This is a genomic window from Anaerocolumna sp. AGMB13020, from assembly GCF_033100115.1.
Classification (GTDB): domain Bacteria; phylum Bacillota; class Clostridia; order Lachnospirales; family Lachnospiraceae; genus Anaerocolumna.
In genome coordinates this window covers 1,934,113-1,954,425 of sequence record NZ_CP136910.1, presented here as the reverse complement: position 1 = coordinate 1,954,425, position 20,313 = coordinate 1,934,113, and the positions used below count along the sequence as shown (strand labels likewise).

Here is a 20,313-nt window from a genome sequence, read left to right as displayed (position 1 = left end):
GAAAAGTATCTTATGATAGTTACAGTAACCATGAATCCGGCTATTGATAAAACAGCCGAATTGGAGCAGCTGGAAAAAGGCAGCTTAAACAGGCTGCAAAATTGCCTTTGGGATATTGGTGGTAAAGGGATTAATGTATCCAAAACCATAAAAGCCATGGGCGGTGAAACCATAGCAACGGGATTTTGCGGTGGCAGCACAGGCAGGCAGATCGAAGAGAATCTGACAGAGCTCGGTATCAGAAATGATTTTGTGCGTATCGGTAATGAGACCAGAGTGAATTTGAAACTGGTTGAAGGAAGAGGGATCGTAACGGAATTAAACGAACCGGGACCTTTGGTAACAGAGGATGAAATGATGGAGTTGTCAAAAAAGCTGCTTCAGTATGCCGGTGAAGATACCTTGTTTGTATTTGCAGGAAGTATCCCAAGAGGGATTGATAAAGATATCTATCGCACCTTAATTCCTATGGTGAAAGAGAGAGGGGCAAAGGTTTTTCTGGATGCAGACGGTGAGCTGTTTGCAAGAGGGCTTGAAGGAAATCCCGATTATATTAAGCCGAACAGAAAAGAGCTGGAGGAGTATTTTAAGAAAGATTACAGGGCAGGTGAGGAAGAGCTTCTGTTTATGGGAAAGGAATTGTTAGCGAAAGGCAGCAGTCTGGTAGCAATCTCCCTGGGACAGCTGGGAGCGCTCTTTCTAACAAAGGACAGAGCGGTAAAGTGCCAGGGACTTAAGGTAAAAGCACATTCTACCGTAGGAGCCGGGGATGCAATGGTTGCAGCACTGGTATACAGCCTCCATAAAGGAGAGAAAGAAGAGGAGTGCTTTCGGCTTGCCATGGCTGCCTCTGCAGGAGCAGTAACCACCCAGGGAACGAAGCCGCCTCACAGGGAGCTGATAGAAGAACTAAAAGAAAAGGTAGATATCAGGGAGTTATAACGTTGATAAAGCTACTTTACAACTTCCTGAGCTTTAGGTGTGTCACAGCACACACAGATAGGAGTATTTATGAAATCAAAAGCAGTAAGAATGTATGGGGAAGATGATTTACGCCTGGAGGAGTTTCAGCTTCCTCCGATAAAAGAGGATGAAATCCTGGTTAAGATAATAAGCGACAGTATCTGTATGTCTACCTATAAACTGGTAAAACAGGGAAAGAAACATAAGAGATCACCTCAGAACATAGATACCAATCCAATTATTATCGGTCACGAATGTGCGGGTATTATTGTAGAGGTGGGAAAGAAGTGGGAGGGTAAATATAAGGCAGGAGATAAATTTGCCCTTCAGCCAGCCCTAAATTATAAAGGCAGACTGGATTCACCGGGATATTCCTATGAATATTGCGGCGGTGCCTGCACTTATTGCATTATGCCGCAGGAAGTGATGGAGCTTGGCTGTCTGCTGCCCTATAATGGAGAGAGTTTCTTTGAGGCTTCCCTGGGTGAGCCAATGAGCTGTATTATCGGTGGTTATCATGCCAATTATCATACCAACAAGCAGAATTATCAGCATGCCATGGGAACCAAAACAGGTGGAAGCATCTTAATACTTGGAGGCTGCGGACCGATGGGACTTGGAGCGGTAAGCTATGGACTCTATACAGAAAATAAACCCAAACGTATTGTGGTAACGGATATCAGCGAAGCCAGGATAGAAAATGCAAGACAGATGATATCACCGGAGGAAGCAAAGAAAAAAGGAATAGAGCTTATCTACATAAATACAGCTGCCTTGGAAGATCCCGTAAGTGTTTTGAGAGAGCTGACAGAGGATCATGGATATGATGATGTATTTGTATATGTACCAAATAAAGCGGTAGTAGAGATGGCGGATGCCCTGCTGGCATTTGACGGCTGCATGAACTTCTTTGCAGGTCCGACAAATGGTGATTTTACCTCAGAAATCAATATGTATAATATTCATTATATCAGTACTCACGTTATTGGTACCACCGGCGGTAATAATGACGACCTGTTGGAAGCACTTGACCTGGCGGCGAAGGGGGAAATCAGGCCGGCAGTTATGGTAACACACATCGGAGGAATTGATTCCATCGCAGAAGCAACTATAAATCTGCCAACCATACCCGGAGGAAAGAAGCTCACCTATACTCAGTTTGATATGCCTCTTACTGCTATTGAAGATTTTGAAGAGCTTGGTAAAAAGGAGGAACTGTTCCGTAGACTGAATGAGTCCGTGAAAAAACATAAAGGGCTCTGGAATGTGGAAGCAGAGAAAATATTATTTGAGCATCATGGCATTTCATAGTCTTAAGGAGGTAAATGATGGTTACTCAGACTTTTATTATAAACAATAAAAATGGCCTCCATGCAAGACCTGCAGGTGAACTGGCGAAAATAGCAAGTACCTGCCGTTCGGATATAACCCTTAAAATCGGGGAGAAAAAGATTAATCCGAAAAGTATCTTAAATATCATGGCGGCTGCAATACGCTTTGGCACAGAAATTGAGCTTGCGTGTAACGGAGAAACGGAAACCGAGGACTTAAAACGTCTGGGAGAAGCCATTGAACAAGGCTTGGGTGAGTAATCGCAAAGAAGGGGGAGCTTTATGAAGGTACTGAAGGTGAAACAGCCTGCTTCCGAAGGAATTGCCATGGGATGGGCATATCTGTATCAGCCACAGGAAAGAATAATAGCAGATTACAGAGTAAGTGCAGAAGACAGGAACAAAGAAATAGAACGATTTGAAGCTGCAGTTAAAAATGCCGCAGAGGAGCTTTTTGTACTTGCCGGAGAGAACCCCATATTTGCAGCTCATCTGGAAATGGTGAAGGATATTGCTTTACAGGAAGCAGTGACGGGTAAGATAAAAGGCGATGGCAATAATGCAGAAAAAGCAGTAGTCCTTGCCTGTGAGGAGCTTATCCTCCTCTTTGAAGCCATGGAGGATGCTTATATGAAAGAAAGGGCAGCGGACATAAAGGATATCAGAGAAAGACTTTTAGGTCAGTTGACAGGCCTTGAAAAGAAAACTGTCAGCTGTGAGGAGGAATCCATTCTGATTGCATCGGATCTGACACCTTCTGATACTGCTGCGCTTGACCTTGATAAAATACGAGGGTTGATTACCAGAGACGGAGGAATTACCAGTCATGTGGCAATACTTGCAAAAAGCCTCTCTCTTCCTGCCTTGGTGGGAGTAAAGGATATTTTTTCTGAGGTGGCAGACGGAGATTTTCTCATTTTGGATGGATATACGGGGGAACTCCGAATCAATCCCACAGAAGAGGAAAAACAGAAGTATCATGAGCTTACCGGGAAACACAAGGAAGCAGAGGAAAGAATAAAAGCAGAGGAGCACCTTCCTGGTATTACCCGGGATGGAAAAGAATTTCATCTGTGCGCCAATGTGGGCAATATAGAGGACATTAAAAAGGCTGTTACAAATCATATTGATGGCATTGGATTATTCAGAAGTGAATTTCTCTATCTTGGCAGCAGCCATTTTCCTACGGAAGAAGAGCAATTTGAAGCATACCGGGAAGCTGCGGTAATCTGCGGCAGGGAAATAACCATAAGAACCCTGGACATCGGAGGGGATAAGACGCTTCCCTACTATCCCATGGACAGAGAGGAGAATCCCTTTCTCGGTTTTAGAGCAATTCGTATTTCCCTTCAGGAAAAAGAACTGTTTAAGACCCAGTTAAGAGCTGTTCTAAGAGCAAGTGCTTTCGGTAAAATAAGAATTCTCTTCCCTATGATAATTTCTCTGGAGGAATTAAGAGCTGCGAAGGCAGTCCTCAGAGAATGCATGGAGGAATTAAAGGCAGAAGGTATACACTATGACGACTCCATACAGACAGGGGTTATGATAGAAACACCCGCCAGTGTACTCTGTGCGGAGGAATTGGCAAAGGAAGCTGACTTTTTCAGTATCGGCACCAACGATCTGACCCAATATCTGCTGGCAGTGGACAGAGGGAATACTAAAATTGCTGCGTTATATAATTCTTTTCATCCTGCGGTAATAAGAAGTATAAGGCATGTAACGGATAGTGCTCATAAGTATGGAAAGAAGGCTGGTATGTGCGGTGAATTTGCTGGAAATGAGAAAGCCACGGAGCTCCTCATAGGACTGGGACTGGATGAACTTAGTATGACAGCCTCGCTGATACCTGGCGTCAGATACAGAATCAGAAGATTAGATTATGAAGCTGCTGGAAAACTTGCAGAAGCTGCGGTAAATAAAGCTACCGTAAGCGAAATTATGGAATTATTGCAGTAATACGGGTGTTTGACCTGTGGACTGTTGCAAATGGATGGAAGCGGCGAGAAGCCTCCTGGCTTTTCTGTAGCGCACTGCCTGAAAGACATGTTACCGATTTTGTGCTTAGAGCAATTTTGTACGATAATAGCAAACAAAAACCGGTAACATGTCTTTTAGCTGTTGTGTGGAGGAGAACCAGGAGGCTTCTTGCCGTAACATAAATGAAATGCAACTGCTCCTGGGTCATTTTTTTGATTATAGCTTGCCATCAGGCACCAGCAGTATTACAATAACAGTAATAGATAAACAAATACCTTAGCTTTCGGGCCGGCAAAGCATTATACAAATCCGCCCTGGGCAGGTCAGGCAGAAATGAGGGAGCGATGAATCAAAAGGCAAGAGAGATACTGATAAGCGGATATGGGCCGATAAATGGAGAAGCCTCCATGGGGCTGTATGAACTATCCGGTGATTTTACAGAAGATGAGAGAAGTTTCAGAGCGTATAAGACGAATCCTTCCTTTGCCTGCGCCTGGAAGGACATGTTATTTACCATAAGGGAAGAAACTGACAGCGGAAGCATCCTTTGCTATAAAAGGACGGAAGAAGGCTACAGCCTGCAGCATGAGCTTAAGCTCCCCGGCGGGGATTTGTGTCACCTGCTCTATGCACCGAAGGAAAGCGTATTATATTGTTCCTTCTATAGTACGGGAGATATTGCGGCAGTAAAGGTTCAGGATTATCACTTTACAGAGGTGCTAAATCATATCAAACTGCCGGTAAATCAGGAAACCGGACTGTCAAGAGCACACTGCTGTGAGAAGGAGCCCCAGGGCAGCAGGCTGTTGTTTGCTGCCATAGCCCAGGATAAAATATTTGTATATGATACAAAAGAGGGTAGAATTACAACAGAAACACCTCGGACTTCTGTCAGTCTTGATAAAGGCGCAGGACCCAGACATTTAAAATTTCATCCTGTCTTAAATTGCCTCTATGTTATAACAGAGTATTCCAACGAAATCTATGTCTATCGCTATGAAGAACAGGACACAGCCCCTCTCTTTACACCCCTTCAAAAGATCAGTACCTTAGAAGACCAGTTTGAGGGAGAGAGTTTTGGTTCCAGCCTTGCCATATCCAGTGACGGCAGATTCCTTTATGCTGCTAACAGGGGAGCTGATACCATAAGAGCTTATGAGATTAATCCTGACGGAACCCTTGCCGTAAAGCAGGACGTCTCGGTAAAGGGGGAATTTCCAAGGCATATTGCATTGACAAAGGACGACAGATATCTGATGATTGCCAATCAGAAATCGGATCAGTTGGTAATTTATAGCATTGAGGAAACCGGAAAATTATCAAATGTGGTAAAACGCATTGACTTTCCCGCACCCTCTTATGTAGAAGAAATCTAGTTCCCAAGGTATATTTTTATTGAATCATAAAAGTTAAGATATCAGATTCAAGCAGACTTAAAGAAAGCTTTAAATGAAATGCACCGCTGAACTGGGATACCAGCGATGCGAAAAACACGAATAAGTACATCTAAAACTGGCGCCGTACCATGATGTCATATAAGTTGTAAGATACATAGGTAAATAAGGACGGTAGAATCCCATGAAGATATAACAATTGTGCTTGTTTAAGATACATAAGGAAATCTGGACGTAATGAATCAATATATTTGTTATGCCTGTAATACCGAGTAACAGGCTATGAAAGGACAGGCAATAAAATGAGAGAACAATTAAATGATCTTGTAACAGGAGCAAGAACCGTACGCAGATTTGAAGAAGAGAAAGAGATCACACTGGAACAGTTAAGGGCTTTGGCGGATTTGGGAAGACTGTCGCCCAGCGGTGCAAATTTACAGCCCTTAAAATATATACTGGTAAGCAATAAAGAAAGCAGAGAAAAGGTATTTCCCTGTCTTTCCTGGGCTGGTTACTTAAAGGAATGGGACGGACCCGTTAAAGGGGAAAGACCGGGAGGATATATTATCCTTTTAAGGGATAAGAACATAGCAGGTAAGGCTGGAATGGACGAAGGAATTGCAGCGCAGAGCATTTTTTTGGGTGCTGCTTTCCAGGGAATAAAGGGATGCTTTATCGGCAGCGTAAAACGTGAGGGCCTTGCAAAGGAATTGGATATTTCGGAGGATTATGAAATTTCACTGGTAATTGCTCTGGGTTATCCAAAAGAAGAAGTTGTGATAGAAGAGATTCAGGATGGAAATGTGAAGTACTGGAGAGATGAAAAGGGTGTGCACCATGTGCCAAAAAGGTCTCTTGATGAAGTAATCATAAGCTCCTTTTAGTCAAAATACCATGAGGAGAGAAGAAGTGATTCATTACTCTAAAAAATGCAAAGATATGACAAAATAACTTATAAAAATACGCTAAAACTGTATCGATATTACTATAGTAATTTGTCGAAATATCATTATAATAAAGTTAGTCTTGTTGTAATTTATAACAAGACTGACTTTTTTTATTAATGGAATATGCGTCCTGTTAGGAGGCAGTTAAGGCAGTGACAGATTCACTGCGATTGAACGTTAGAAAGAGGGATGGCAAATGAAGAATACAGCTAAGAAGGTTTTTGATCTGAAGAAAATGCATCGGATTAACCTGATTATTACAATTGCGCTTGTTACGCTGATTGTTGGTCAGATACTGATTTATCGTGGTATAGGAGAAAACATTAAATTTCTTTTCATAGGTATTGGAATTATTGGAGTTGCTTGTATTAATTATATCCTGCGTATGAATGATTACATAAAAGGTTTTATATTCGCTTTTCTCCCTGCGCTGGTAATGTTCGCTTTGTTCTTTCTGGACAAATATGCATTAAATAAACATTATATTTTACTGATAACAATAATGATGGCGGCTATTTATTTTAAGAAGGAGCTGCTGTTAACTTTTTGGGTGTTTATCAATATTGGAATGTTTATATCCTTTTATTTTAAACCGCAAACGGTGATGGGAGATGATTTAAGACTCCCTACTTTTCTTATTGTAATGACTTCGCTGAATGCAATACTTTTACTGCTCTTTCTTATGACAAAATGGGGAAGAATCCTTATTGATGCTTCTGCAAAAAAGGAAGAGGACGCACTTACGCTGTTAAAGGAACTTGAAAGTACCTGTACTTCTCTGGAAGAGGGAGTGGCAACCCTCGATCATAATATCACCGGCTTTACGGTGAATACCGGAACGATCAATGAATCCAGTGACCGTATTGTAGATACCGTAAAACAAATGGCACAATCCATACAGGAAGAGGCTTTAAGCGTCGGTAATATGAAATCAACGATGGATCGTTCCCTTCATGAAATTGACAATGCTGTATCCGTATCCCGGGAGGTGGTATCAAAGACAGAAGGAATGAACCGCAAGGTAAAGGACAGCCATGATACTATCAGCCAGGCAGCAGATTATGCAATAAAAGTGAACGAAGTTATGGGCACTACCACAGAAACCGTATCGGACTTAAGAAATAATCTTGAAGTTGTAAATTCTTTGTTGGAGGGAATCAAACAAATTGCGGGACAGACCAATATGCTGGCTTTAAATGCAGCAATTGAATCAGCAAGAGCAGGAGAGCAAGGGAAGGGATTTGCTGTTGTCGCGGATGAAATAAGAAAACTTGCGGAAGAAAGCGCAAAGATTGCCGGAAATATTTCGGAAGTAACCAAATCCCTGTCTGAAAAAGCAAAAGAGGCAGATGAGAAATCCTTAGAAGGCGGAGAAGCAGCCGGAAGGATACAAACACTTCTAAAAGGTGTGAATGAAAGCTTTCAGGAATTCATGGAAGATTATAGCCTTTCCAATAAAACCCTGGGTGACAATATGGAGATGATCGTCGTAGCCGCAGACAATTTCCTGGTGGTTCAGAGGGAGATCGATAAGGTAGCGGAAAGGGCAGAGGATAATACAGCTTCAGCAGAAGAAATACTGGCAACCCTTGAGAATGAGAACAGCCTGATAAATCAGATGAATTCATCCGTTATTGATCTTAATAATTTGAGTGCTGATATGAAATTGCTTATAAATTCAAGAAATAAATAGACAGGATACTGCCGAAAAGAAAGCCGACATAATTTTGTGTGGTCTTAGCATACAAAATTATGTCGGCTTCTTTCTGTCTTTTCAGCCGGTGTGTTTAGGAAGCCAGGAGGGTTCCTGCCGGAACATTGTTACAATACGTCAGCTCTTTGGGGATATGAGTGCTGGAATTATACTAGATGACCGGTTTCATTAAAACTCTTAAGAACAGGGTATGCGCCGTCTCTGAACAGGATTTTTGTTATAGCAGTGTTATCCACATAAAAGTGATGGTACATGGTCATTTTCCATTCAAAAAGACCTATAAGGCCAGCTTTTATAATACCTCCATGAGCAACAATAAGGACTCTTTTTCCGGGATGTCTGTCTGCAATATCTCTTATGGTGGCAGCAGCCCTGTTACTTGCATTTAGGATGGATAGGTCGCCGCCTACAAAAGCGCCTTCGGTCTCATCACTTCTCCATTTGGACATTTCTTTGGGATATTTATGTTCAATCTCTTCCAGGGTAAGCCCTTCAAAGATTCCAAAATTAATTTCTCTTATTCCTTCACAGGGTATTACAGTTAAACCGGTATCCCTGCACAATATTTCAGCAGTTTCTACTGCTCTTACAAGAGGACTTGCATAGGCTGCATCAAAATCAACCGAAATAAGAGCCTTTAACGCCTTCGCCTGATTTCTTCCTTCCTCACTTAATTCAATATCGGTACTCCCCTGGAATTTCCCTAATTTGTTCCACTCAGTCTCTCCGTGTCTTACCAGCCAGATTTCCGTATTCATAGTTACCTCTTTTCTGATTATTTATCCTGTAAGCATCCTGTTAAGTATAACATAAAAACGCTTTTAAAAGCAAACCATGCAATGCATTTTACACAGTGGCATAGGAAGGATAATTCGATAGCGGCCGATGAGATTGGCCTAAAATGATACATTTCCAGGTTTGCCGTGAGTATTTTTCAAACTAAGATTGCAGGGTAAAATTGGCTATGCTACAATGAAAGTATAATATTTTACAGGAGGAAAGAGCGATAAGGAAGTCCTTTCACTCCTCCTGATTTTGTACGTGTGCCAGGGCACACAGACGGGAGCCAGATATGATACTGCCCATTAATAAGAAAGGTACGCCCATATCCTTAAAGAGAGCACTTTTATTGGTGACAGTCATATGTTTTACTGTCCCGGTCATAGTATTTATGGTATTTATATTCTCCTATTACAGAAATAATATAATTCGGAAAACAGAAACTCTTATGGCGGAGAGTTTAAAGAATTACACCTCTTTCCACAGTCAGAAGTTAAATGAAGCAATTGAGAGTTCCAAGAAGATATCATATGATCTTGTACTGGAAAAAGCCTGGAGAAAGCTGGAGGCTGACGAAATATCAGAAGCAGGATTTTACAAAGAGGTTATAGGAAATCTGAAAAGCAAATACATAAATGATAATCGTTTTTTAATGTCGGTTTTCTATCTTAGTGAGGCTACTGACAGACTCTATTATACGACCAGAGAGCAGAGCAGTTATATACAGATATACAACCGGGAAGTGAAGCATTTTGCGGAGGATATTACAAGAGCTGACAATTCGGATGCCCATGTAAAAATCATCAACGGCAGAATCTATATCATACGAAACCTCTACACGACCAGGAATTATACGAAGTTTGGAACACTGGTGGTAGAGCTGAATAAAGATAAGCTCTTTGAAGGCATTAATATCAATAAGGACTATGACCTGGGGTTTTTTATTGACAATGCCGGCGAGATGATTGTTTATAACAGCGGGTTTAAAGAAACAGGAGAAAAGGAACTCTTAAAGACGCTGAGGGGAAAGTTTGCGGCCAGGAACAACCGAAAGATGCTTCAGGTTGAGGATAAGATATACCAGGGGGTGTTGTATCAGCAGAAATTTGATGATTATTATTATGGTGCGGTGCTAATAGCGAATAAGGATGTGCTTTTTAGCGAAATACGAGCCTTAAATAATCTGGTACTCTTTAATGTTCTTATAATAGTACCGGTATTTATCTATATGTTTTATTTTATCTCCCACAATATTACAAAACCCATGGAACGTATGGTTAAGGCGGCTAAGAAAATCGAAGGAGGAGAATTTGGCTGGCAGGTTAAAGGAGAAACCATGCCAAATCAGGAGTTTACTTACCTTTCTGACGGCTTTAACAAGATGTCCTCTGAGGTTAAATACCTCTTTGACTATGCCTATAAAGAACAGCTTGCGAGAAAGGAGGCAAAGATACTTGCCCTGCAATCCCAGATTAATCCTCATTTTTTGAACAATACCCTGGAAATGATGAATTGGCAGGCCAGGCTGGCAGGGGATGAAGCGGTATCCAAAATGATAGAGGCCCTGGCGGTGCTGCTGAATCAAAGTATGGGAAGAGAAAACCGGAAACTGACCACGCTGGCGGAGGAATTAAAAGGAGCAGATGCTTATATTTATATCACAGCCATGCGGTTTGGTGACCGAATACGTTTTGAAAAGCAGATTGATGAATCTTTGCAGAATGTGCAGCTGCCGCAGCTTATACTGCAGCCGCTTCTTGAAAATGCTGTGGTACATGGGGTATATACGGTGAAAGGAGGAATCATACGACTTGTGGTTTACCGAGAGGAGGAAAGGGTTGTTTTAAAGATAACCAACACCGGGGAGCTGAGTAAAGCAGAAGAAACCAGAATAAAGAATCTGCTGGAGGGTGCAAATACAGCCTTGCCGGAAGGCAGAGGAAGGCATACCTCCCTGGGAATAAGGAATGTGAACGAACGTATTCAGCTTATATTCGGGGAGTCTTACGGACTATCAATTTATTCAGAAGGGGAAATGGTAGTATCAGAGGTTACTATTCCATGTAAGTGGGAGAGGGAAGAGGAGAAAAAATTACAGGCAGAAGCTTGATATCCTAGGTTAATGTGCTGCTGAAAAGGGGTATTATGCCGGAAAGGGTGAAGAGAAGGTAATCTATAAATAAACAAGATAATGCAAATAATGTCAAGATGGGAGAAGGCAGGGAGACACTAAAAGCGGTATAATAGATGATTATATACCGCGACAGTGGCAATATGCCGGAAGAAGTGAAAGAAAATTAAATATGAAAGGATGCCACGCAAGTATTTTTTCACTTTTTAGTTGGTGGCTGTATGGCAAATCAATTTGCCATATGCAATGGTGTGAGTATGAAGATAGCGATGAAATGGCTGTCCTTGCTATTAACTGTAGTTCTGGTTCTTTCATTGGCAGCCTGTAGTAGTAGAAATAAATATAATGGTATTGATGCTTTCGGAGAGGAAGATGACAATATAGAAGCTGAGGGGGAGAAGAATCCGGTAACCCTTACAACCATTTCCATGTATGGCGGAACAGATCCTAATGCTGCCAATTATCAGGCTGTCATCAGTCAGTTTATGGAGGATTATCCTTATATTACGGTAGAAGACGATTCTCAGGCTGCTGATCAGGACTGGAAGACCAGAATCGCAGCAGATTTTGCAGTAGGTAATGAACCGGATGTGATTCAGTATTTTACAGATGCTAACGCAAGTGATGTCCTGGCAGCAGAGAAATTTGTTACAATTGATGAAATCAAAGCAGAATATCCAGACTATGCAAGAGATACCCTGGATTCCGCTTTAGAAGCAGCGGCCAATCCGGATGGTGTGAGGCGTGCAGTTCCTACTACCGGTTATTGGGAAGGATTGTTCTGTAACAAAGACCTTTTTGACAATTATGGACTTGCTCTGCCCACTACCTGGGAAAACATGGTGAAGGCGATTGAAGTCTTTCAGGCGAAGGATATCATTCCCATTGCTGTTTCTCTGAACAATGTCCCCCATTATTGGGTGGAGTATCTGATGCTGTCCGCAGCAGGACCTGAGGAATATACGAAGGTGCCAAAGACTGCACCTGCAGACTGGTGCAAGGGACTTGCCATGTTTAAGACCTTAAGAGATATGGGAGCCTTTCCGGTGGATACAGACACAATAGACAATGATCTGGCCGGTGAATTATTCAAGACAAAAAAAGCAGCCATGCAGCTAGATGGCTCCTGGTATGCCAGCGGTATAACAGATCAGATAAATACAGTGGTAGTAGAATTACCGGTAATACCGGGAGGTAAATCCAAACCAGGCGCAATGGTAGGTGGAATCTCTTCCGGGTTTTATATCACCAAGAAAGCCTGGGAGGACCTGGATACAAGGGATGCCGCAGTACAATTTGTTATGGCAAATACCAACAAAGAAGCTGTGTCCATGTATTGGGGAGGAAATGGTCAGGCGGCCGCCGCCGTAAGCCCCAGCAGCAACATGACACCTCTTGGCTTATCAGGGCTTCAATACAGCGACCGGGCAACCAGCAGCTCACCGCCCACCGATTCGAGAATATCTCAGGAAGCGTATAATACCCTAATTGCCGGTATTGTTGATATCTCAACCGGAACAAAAGCGCCGGAGGAATTACTGAATGAAGTACTGGCTATTAATGCAAAGTAAGCGGAAAAATGTTATCTTAATTCAAATCTTCTAGGTATGGCAAGGGAAAAAGGGCTGCTGCGTAGCCTTTGGGTTCATAGCCGGAGGCTTGCAGCTGCCTTTTTTGTACCATTAATACCAAACCATGTGAAAAACACAGATTAAAGGTAGACATGCCTTAGCAAGGAGGCAGTAATGTTATATAAAAAGAAGTTGCCCATGTTCCTGTTTTTGCTGCCGGGGCTGGTCTTAATGGTCTTGTTTCTCTACCTTCCCTTTGGTGAGAATATTATCGACAGCTTATATGAACTGCAATTTCTGGTAAAGATACCAGGGCAGGAGCTTCATTTTATTGGTATGGCGAACTATCAGAAGCTGTTAGCGGATGAGCATTTTAGAACAGCACTTTTTAATACTATTAAATTAATGGCATTTACGGTAATATTTCAGTTAGGTATAGCATTGCTCCTTGCTATTTTTGTGAGTTCTCTGAAAAGGGGTCACAATTTTTTTCGAACGGTCTATTTTTTTCCTATAGTTATATCTTCCACAGCCATCGGTTTGCTATTCAAGCTTTTTTATAACTTTAACGGAGGCATGCTAAACCAGTTACTTGAGATGCTGGGTCATGAACCTGTTAACTGGCTGTCCCCGGAGCTTGCTTTTACCATGATATCAATTCCGGTAATCTGGAGTTATGTGGGGTTTTATTTTGTGATATTTCTGACGGGAATAAATGAAGTACCACAAGAACTGTATGATGCTTCCAAAGTAGATGGCTGTCTGGGCTGGCAGCAGGTATATTATATCATTCTGCCGTTAATGAAGAATGTAATCGGTACCTGCCTTGTACTAGCTGTAACCGGTGCGCTAAAGGTCTTTGATTTGCCTTGGGCAATAGCACCCAAAGGAGCTCCTCAGGGAAAGACCCACTTTCTGGGAACTTTTCTTTATGAGCAGACATTTACCATAGGGAATGTGGATTATGGGTCAGCTATTGCTTTTGTAATCGTATTGATCGGAGTGTTGGCAGCGCAGACAATAAACAGAATTTTTACCAGGCTGTCAAAGGAGGAGGACAGCCTTTAAGGAGGAAAATGATTTCATGGCAGTAAACAACAGACGGAAAAGACTTTCCCCTGGTGGTATGGTAATTCGGACAATCCTGAGCTTATGGGCAGTAACAACGATCTTTCCCTTTCTCTGGGTTGTCAATAATTCCTTTAAACCTTCGGAGGAAGTAATAAATACTTCCTTTGCTTTACCAAAGGAGTTGACACTTTCCAATTATACCAATGCTTTTAAGAAACAGAATCTTTTGAAGGCTTACAAAAACAGTCTGATAATTTCCGGCACAGTCATGATAGTCTGTATGCTGTTTGGTGCTATGGTGGCATTCGGAATGACCAGATACTGTTTTCGGGGAAAGGCTGTAATACATAGTCTGCTATTTGCAGGCCTTATGTTTCCGGTATACGCTACTATCATACCGGTGTTTCGTAATATGGCAGGGTTGGGACTGTTAAATCATCCAATCAGCGTGATACTTCCTCAGGCGGCAGGAAACCTTAGTTTTGCTGCTGTGGTATTGATGGGGTTTCTTAAAGGGTTGCCATTAACTTTTGAGGAGTCTGCTTATCTGGAGGGAGCTGGTGCGGTGAGAATCTTTACTGCAATTATCCTGCCTCTGTTACGACCTTCCATAGCTACAGTTGCAGTCTTTAGCTTTTTATGGTCTTACAATGATCTGCTGACACAATTAATCATGATAAGAAAACATTCCAGCCTGCCGGTCAGTGCACTTTTACTTGATATCAGCTCGAAATACGGAACTGATTTCGGGCTGATGGCTTCCTGTGTCACTCTGATTATCATACCGGTTCTGATAATCTATTTCATTTTACAGAAATACATTATCAAAGGATTGACAGCAGGAGCGGTTAAGGGATAAAATCAAATTAAACAGATACTTGAAATGGAGAATACTATGTTCAAGGTAATGATTATCGATGATGAGCCTATTATTGTAGAGGGAATCAAGAGAATAGTTCCCTGGGAAAAATACAGGTGTCGTATTATAGCAACAGCCAATGACGGTATTGAAGGCAGCAGATTGATAAGAGAACTGAAACCGGATATTTTATTTTCTGATATCTCCATGCCTGGACTTGACGGGCTCAGCATGGTTGCAGGGCTGAAATCGGAATTTCCGGGTATTAAGATTAGTATACTGACGGGGTATCGGGATTTTGATTATGCCCAGAAGGCTATTAACCTTGGAGTCAGCAGGTATCTTCTAAAACCCTCCAGCCTGACGGAGATAGAAGAAGCAATTGCAGTAATGACGGAGGGGCTTACAGACGCTGACCAAGGTGAGGATAAGGTATGTGCAGAAGGAAATACAGCAGACAGCGAGGAAAGTAAAGCGGCAGGAAGCTTTATCGTATTTCATGCTATACAGTTTATGGAAGAGAATTATAACCGGAAAATTACCTTGTCTGAGGTGGCAGAAAAGACTTATATCAGCCAATGGCATTTAAGTAAGCTGTTGAATAAACATATGGGGCTCAATTTTTCAGAGATTCTGAATAATATCAGAATAAAGGAAGCCAAGAAACTTCTTAAGAATTCCTCTCTTCGTATAGGAGACATTGCCTGGGAAGTAGGATTCATGGATATTGCTCATTTTTCAAAGGTCTTTAAGAAGCTGACAGGATTGTCAGCCAATGAATACCGTAACAGTATTCTTTTAAAGGAACTGACAGAGGATGAGAAAAGACAATAGAAAAGAACAGAAAGAAAAAGGCTATTATGGAATAAAGCAAACAACGAGTATAAAAATTATAATACATAGAAAAGGACTGCTTTAAAACAGTTGAGGTCAAAGTACCACATCCTGTTTAAAGCAGTCCTTATTAAATTATGCTGTTATTTTCAGGGATTGGTTTTAAATTGCATTGTGGCAGAAGGCTACGATACTTTCGATAGGAATGTCACAAACAGAGCCTACAGATTCGCGTCTGTGATGATGTCCATGACCACAGTCGTTGTCATTGTTGTCGAAATTGCCACAGCAGGAACTTCCAAGAGGACAATCAGGAGCTGCCCCTCTTCTGGAGTCGAGGCGAACGAATTCACAGTTAACGGAAAGGAGAACACCTGTAAAACCACATCCGGAAACACCGCCGCTTGTAGTGAAGATAATAACCGTCTGACCGATATATTTACACATATGATTAACTAAACTCTGGTTATTATTACCGCCAAAAAAGCCATTGTTAAAACCATTATTGTTATTAAATGACATATTGAACCCTCCTTATATTTCTTAAATTAAACTGCATTGTGACAGAAAGCAGCAATTTTATCGACAGGTATATCACAAACGGAACCGGTTCTCTGATACTCATAAGAACATTTGTTTTCAGGGTAAAGATTGTTGCAGCAAGAACTGTTAGGGCCACCAATAGGATTCGTAGGTGCACTGCCGAAGTCTGTTACTATCTGAACGAATTCGCAGTTAACAGCAAAGAGAACTCCTGTAAAACCACATCCGGAAACACCGCCGCTTTTGGTAAAGATTGTTACGGTTTCGCCGATATACTGACAAAGATGAGCAACTAATGACTGATTTGAATTAAAACCTCCACATGCCATATGAATTCCTCCTTAAAATTATTAGGTCATCCGACTGTCTGTCGTCTGTTACCATACTTTATAATATGGTGGTGGAAGCATAATGTGACATATTATTCTTATAAAAAACAAAAAAAAATAAATAAATTTATAAACCCCTTTTCACAGGAGAAAAAAGTCTAAATGTACAGATATCTCGGAAGTTTTCAAATGTAACTTCATCACAGACGAAAACCGGAAAATGAATATAATAAGCTTATAAATAAAAAAATCTAAGGAGTGTGTAGTATGAGCGTATTAAAAATAACAAGAGACAATTTTGATAAAGAGGTTTTAGAATCTGAAAAAACCGTTCTGCTGGATTTTTGGGCATCATGGTGCGGCCCCTGTAAAATGGTATCACCGATTATTGATCAGGTAGCAGAAGAAAAGAAAGATTCAATAAAGGTTGGTAAGATAAATATCGACGAAGAGGAAGAACTTGCAGCCAGATTCAGAATTATGAGCATCCCCACACTGGTTGTAATAAAGGATGGAAAGGTTGTAGACAGTACTGTTGGAGTTAAACCTAAGAATGCTATTCTTTCCTTATTGTCTAAATAAATCCCCTCTTAATGGCAGCAGCTCAGGATAATGACCATGTAAATGATATCAGATAGATATTTTTTACAGCGAAAGTTATCATGCAGCTGCTGTATTTTTGTCGTTGGAAAGAATATATTATGTATCCCTTTAATATAATTAAGCAGATTAATAAACGAAAAAGCTTGCCTGAAATAGTAAGAAGGCACTTTATGATGAGTTAAAGTGAAGGGAGAATACCAGCATGGAGGCAAACGGACTGAAAGAGAAACTGGGAGAATTCCAGAAAGAAATTACATATTATAGCCAGATGCAGATATATTCATCCAACCCATATGACAAAAAGTATTATGAAGATCTCATACAGAGCCGTACAGAACGTCTGACAGTAGAATTGACAGAGATATTAAGCATCAGGGAAGAGGAAAACGAACATCCAGTTATTTCAGCAGCACAGGAGCAGGGAACCGAAAGTGAAAATACCAGTACGGAACAGCCACCACCAGAGGGGCAGGCTGCGGACAAGGTGTTTACCGTAAGTGAGCTTGCCGGTTATGACGGCAGCCAGGGAAGGCCGGCTTATGTAGCAGTTAACGGTATCGTTTATGATGTGACAGACAGACCTCCCTGGGCAGGCGGAATGCATTTTGCAGGCTTAAGAGCAGGAAAAGACTTAACGGCACAATTCACAAGCTGTCATAGAGGAATGGAAAGTGTATTGACCCAGCTTCCTGTTGTTGGCACTTTAGCTTCTGAAACCAGTGAGTAGATGTTAGAATAATTAATCGCAGGCAGGTGAGGTATATGACTGAGTCGGAAAGATATAAAATAACCAGTAACGATTATGCAGATATATTAGCGGAAGGATATGAAAAAATAAATAGAATAACCAAGGACGAAAATAATACAGTAAACAGAATAAATGACAATTATGCTGTATATCATGTCCCAGTATCTGAATTAACGGTAGACAGTGTCTTGAAATTCGGATACCAGTATTTACCGAAATGCTATGGATTAATGGATTTTTCAAGCGCTGAGGCATCAGGAGTACTGAGATTGAGAACTAACCCGGCTTTGGAACTAAGAGGGCAGGGAGTGCTGGTAGGTTTTATTGATACCGGAATTGACTATACAAATCCTTTGTTCCGTTATGCAGATAATACCAGCAGAATAGCAGCTATCTGGGATCAGGGAATAGACAGTGGCAGATATCCGAAAGATTTTTATTATGGTACAGAGTATACCCAATGGGATATTAATACTGCTTTATTGCTCGATAATCCTTACCGGATTGTTCCAAGCAGAGACGAGAATGGACACGGAACCATGCTGGCAGGTATTGCCGCAGGGGGAGACGATATAGCAGAAGAGTTTACTGGGATAGCACCGGATGCAGAAATCGTTGTTGTGAAGTTAAAGGAGGCAAAACAGAATATAAAGGATTTTTTTCGTATACCCCCTAACACCATATGCTACCAGGAAAATGATATCATGATGGGGATACAATATCTCATTAACATAGCAGAACAATTGGATCGGCCAATAGCTATCTGCATCGGTGTCGGTACTTCACAAGGGGCACATGAAGGGGAAGGCGTTATCAGTCATTTTATCAACGAAGCAGGTAAGATAGCAGGAAAATCCATTGCAGTTGCTGGAGGAAATGAAGGAAATACCAATCATCATTATTATGGGCAAATTAATCCAAGTACAGATTTTGATGTTGTAGGATTAAATATAGGAGAAGGGGAAGAAGGATTTACAATGGAACTTTGGGGGTTTGCACCCAATATAGTGGCAGTCGAATTGTATTCCCCGGAGGCGGCCCTTGTTGCCAGGATCTCCGGTATATTTCTGCAAAGAAATACGCAGACCATCAATCATGGGGAGACCACTATCTATATAGACAATCAGTTCAGTGAAGAGAGAACTGGGAATCAGCTTATGATGTTTCGATTTGTAAACCCAATACCGGGATTATGGAGATTAGTTGTTTCCGGTAGCGGAGATTTACTGCTGCGATATCATATATGGCTTCCTATCAGTAATTTTCTTACAGCAAATACCTATTTCATTAATGGAAACCGGGATACTACCTTATCGATTCCGGCAAATGCATTAAACAGTATATCGGTATCTACTTACAATCATCAGAACCAAAGCCTTTATTATTTCAGCGGAAGAGGTTTCACCAAAAGCGGCGGACTGAAACCGGATGTAGCAGCGCCAGGGGTATCTATACTGACACCAGCCGTGGGTGACGGATTTTATAATGTAACGGGAAGCAGTGCGGCAACAGCTCATGCAACTGGTGCGATTGCATTAATGCTGGAGTGGGGGATAGTAAAAGGCAATATTACCAACTTAAATAATATATTACTTAGAAGACTCCTAATAAACGGAGCCAGGCGATTTCCGACTATCACCTATCCGGATCAGGGGTGGGGATTCGGAACTCTGGATATCTACCGCGCAATACAGAAGTTCTATAATGAAGACTGAAAAAGATGGATTGAAGTAAAAAGGTTGATTCCTTTCTTGCTTCAATCCATTTGTTAGCTTAAGCAAAGTGTTCGGCAAATTGAACGGTCAGGCCATTGGGATCCTTCACATAGATAAAACGGATATTTGGGTTAGGCTGTATGGGACCGGCCGTAATTGGTACATCCTTTTCTTTCAGCAGCTCCATGAGCTTTTCAAGGGATTCTGCTTCAAAACCAATTGAGATATCTTCTCCCATTGAGATTTCGTTCTGTCCTTTTTGATAGATGAGTTCCAGCTTTGTTTCACCGGTTCCCATAAAAATAATTTCTTTGTCAGGGCCTGAAAAATAATGTCTGTCAATAGAGAGCCCGGCAATTTCTTCGTAAAACTTAACAGATGCTTCCAGATTGCTCACATGAAGGGTACACCAGTTAAAATGCATGCTATTTTCCTCATTTCAATAAGATTATATCTCTAATTCTAACAGAAGAAACAGAAGAATTCTATAGAATTCTTCATGTATATTCTCCAGTATTACCTAGGGTGTGTCTGAAAACTGCTTGTGCCGGGCTGGATGTTCCACTTTGTGGGAGACAAGGCGTGATTTTGGGTGAGTAGTGGTGCTACGTTCCCAAAATTGCAACGCAGAATACCGCAAAGTGGGGCATTCAGAATGGTGCAATGAGTTTTCAGACACACCCTAGGGAGAAAAGAGATTGCTATTATATTAAGACAGTGACAGGTGAAATATTACATAATACTACATATTCTACATGCGTCGTCTGTGAAAACTTTATGGGCATATGAAATAATATATA

At 41.4% G+C, this 20,313-nt stretch carries 20 protein-coding genes; 15 read left to right on the top strand and 5 right to left on the bottom strand.

Annotated features, from left to right (window positions below; genetic code table 11):
• The first annotated feature begins 12 nt into the window (after positions 1–12).
• From pfkB to R2R35_RS07645, 7 genes are all read left to right on the top strand, one after another.
• Entirely contained in the window at positions 13–942 is a 930-nt protein-coding gene (pfkB, locus tag R2R35_RS07675; protein WP_317733918.1) for a 1-phosphofructokinase, read from the top strand.
• 69 nt (positions 943–1,011) lie between these two features.
• Entirely contained in the window at positions 1,012–2,274 is a 1,263-nt protein-coding gene (locus R2R35_RS07670; RefSeq protein WP_317733917.1) for a zinc-binding dehydrogenase, read from the top strand.
• Between the two features lie 17 nt (positions 2,275–2,291).
• Complete coding sequence (locus R2R35_RS07665; RefSeq protein ID WP_317733916.1) at positions 2,292–2,555, top strand: HPr family phosphocarrier protein; 264 nt, start codon at positions 2,292–2,294, stop codon at positions 2,553–2,555.
• Positions 2,556–2,576: 21 nt separating this feature from the next.
• Positions 2,577–4,253 (top strand): phosphoenolpyruvate--protein phosphotransferase, encoded by a 1,677-nt coding sequence (ptsP, locus tag R2R35_RS07660; RefSeq protein WP_317733915.1) that lies wholly within the window; start codon positions 2,577–2,579, stop codon positions 4,251–4,253.
• A gap of 365 nt (positions 4,254–4,618) precedes the next feature.
• Positions 4,619–5,650 (top strand): lactonase family protein, encoded by a 1,032-nt coding sequence (locus tag R2R35_RS07655; RefSeq protein WP_317733914.1) that lies wholly within the window; start codon positions 4,619–4,621, stop codon positions 5,648–5,650.
• 320 nt (positions 5,651–5,970) lie between these two features.
• Complete coding sequence (locus R2R35_RS07650) at positions 5,971–6,552, top strand: nitroreductase family protein (protein WP_317733913.1); 582 nt, start codon at positions 5,971–5,973, stop codon at positions 6,550–6,552.
• A gap of 259 nt (positions 6,553–6,811) precedes the next feature.
• Entirely contained in the window at positions 6,812–8,308 is a 1,497-nt protein-coding gene (locus R2R35_RS07645) for a methyl-accepting chemotaxis protein (RefSeq protein WP_317733912.1), read from the top strand.
• Between the two features lie 167 nt (positions 8,309–8,475).
• Here the strand turns inward: R2R35_RS07645 and R2R35_RS07640 are convergent, their stop codons facing one another.
• The gene (locus tag R2R35_RS07640; protein WP_317733911.1) at positions 8,476–9,087 is read right to left on the bottom strand and encodes a histidine phosphatase family protein; all 612 of its coding nucleotides are present in this window, start codon (positions 9,085–9,087) and stop codon (positions 8,476–8,478) included.
• A gap of 314 nt (positions 9,088–9,401) precedes the next feature.
• Between R2R35_RS07640 and R2R35_RS07635 the strand changes: the two genes are divergently transcribed.
• From R2R35_RS07635 to R2R35_RS07615, 5 genes are all read left to right on the top strand, one after another.
• Entirely contained in the window at positions 9,402–11,219 is a 1,818-nt protein-coding gene (locus tag R2R35_RS07635) for a sensor histidine kinase (RefSeq protein ID WP_317733910.1), read from the top strand.
• Between the two features lie 242 nt (positions 11,220–11,461).
• Entirely contained in the window at positions 11,462–12,811 is a 1,350-nt protein-coding gene (locus R2R35_RS07630; RefSeq protein WP_317733909.1) for an ABC transporter substrate-binding protein, read from the top strand.
• 174 nt (positions 12,812–12,985) lie between these two features.
• Complete coding sequence (locus R2R35_RS07625; protein ID WP_317733908.1) at positions 12,986–13,879, top strand: carbohydrate ABC transporter permease; 894 nt, start codon at positions 12,986–12,988, stop codon at positions 13,877–13,879.
• A 16-nt stretch (positions 13,880–13,895) separates the two neighbouring features.
• Positions 13,896–14,741, top strand: a complete 846-nt coding sequence (locus R2R35_RS07620) for a carbohydrate ABC transporter permease (protein ID WP_317733907.1) — start codon at positions 13,896–13,898, stop codon at positions 14,739–14,741.
• A gap of 36 nt (positions 14,742–14,777) precedes the next feature.
• Entirely contained in the window at positions 14,778–15,575 is a 798-nt protein-coding gene (locus R2R35_RS07615) for a response regulator transcription factor (RefSeq protein WP_317733906.1), read from the top strand.
• Positions 15,576–15,737: 162 nt separating this feature from the next.
• Here the strand turns inward: R2R35_RS07615 and R2R35_RS07610 are convergent, their stop codons facing one another.
• Both R2R35_RS07610 and R2R35_RS07605 read right to left on the bottom strand, forming a co-directional pair.
• Complete coding sequence (locus tag R2R35_RS07610; protein WP_317733905.1) at positions 15,738–16,097, bottom strand: hypothetical protein; 360 nt, start codon at positions 16,095–16,097, stop codon at positions 15,738–15,740.
• A gap of 26 nt (positions 16,098–16,123) precedes the next feature.
• Positions 16,124–16,447, bottom strand: a complete 324-nt coding sequence (locus R2R35_RS07605) for a hypothetical protein (protein ID WP_317733904.1) — start codon at positions 16,445–16,447, stop codon at positions 16,124–16,126.
• A gap of 267 nt (positions 16,448–16,714) precedes the next feature.
• Between R2R35_RS07605 and trxA the strand changes: the two genes are divergently transcribed.
• The 3 genes from trxA (at position 16,715) to R2R35_RS07590 (ending at position 19,513) form a co-directional block, all read left to right on the top strand.
• On the top strand, positions 16,715–17,029 hold the full coding sequence (gene trxA, locus R2R35_RS07600) for a thioredoxin (RefSeq protein ID WP_317733903.1): 315 nt from the start codon (positions 16,715–16,717) through the stop codon (positions 17,027–17,029).
• A 223-nt stretch (positions 17,030–17,252) separates the two neighbouring features.
• A complete protein-coding gene (locus R2R35_RS07595) occupies positions 17,253–17,777 on the top strand; it encodes a cytochrome b5 domain-containing protein (protein WP_317733902.1) in 525 nt (174 codons plus the stop codon).
• A 35-nt stretch (positions 17,778–17,812) separates the two neighbouring features.
• On the top strand, positions 17,813–19,513 hold the full coding sequence (locus R2R35_RS07590; RefSeq protein WP_317733901.1) for a S8 family peptidase: 1,701 nt from the start codon (positions 17,813–17,815) through the stop codon (positions 19,511–19,513).
• A 58-nt stretch (positions 19,514–19,571) separates the two neighbouring features.
• Here R2R35_RS07590 and R2R35_RS07585 read toward each other — a convergent pair whose 3' ends face one another.
• Both R2R35_RS07585 and R2R35_RS24680 read right to left on the bottom strand, forming a co-directional pair.
• Complete coding sequence (locus R2R35_RS07585) at positions 19,572–19,937, bottom strand: VOC family protein (RefSeq protein ID WP_317733900.1); 366 nt, start codon at positions 19,935–19,937, stop codon at positions 19,572–19,574.
• A gap of 92 nt (positions 19,938–20,029) precedes the next feature.
• Positions 20,030–20,194 carry a DUF6783 domain-containing protein gene (locus R2R35_RS24680; RefSeq protein WP_442872275.1) on the bottom strand — a complete coding sequence of 55 codons (165 nt, stop codon included), beginning with the start codon at positions 20,192–20,194 and terminating at the stop codon, positions 20,030–20,032.
• Between the last annotated feature and the right edge of the window lie 119 nt (positions 20,195–20,313).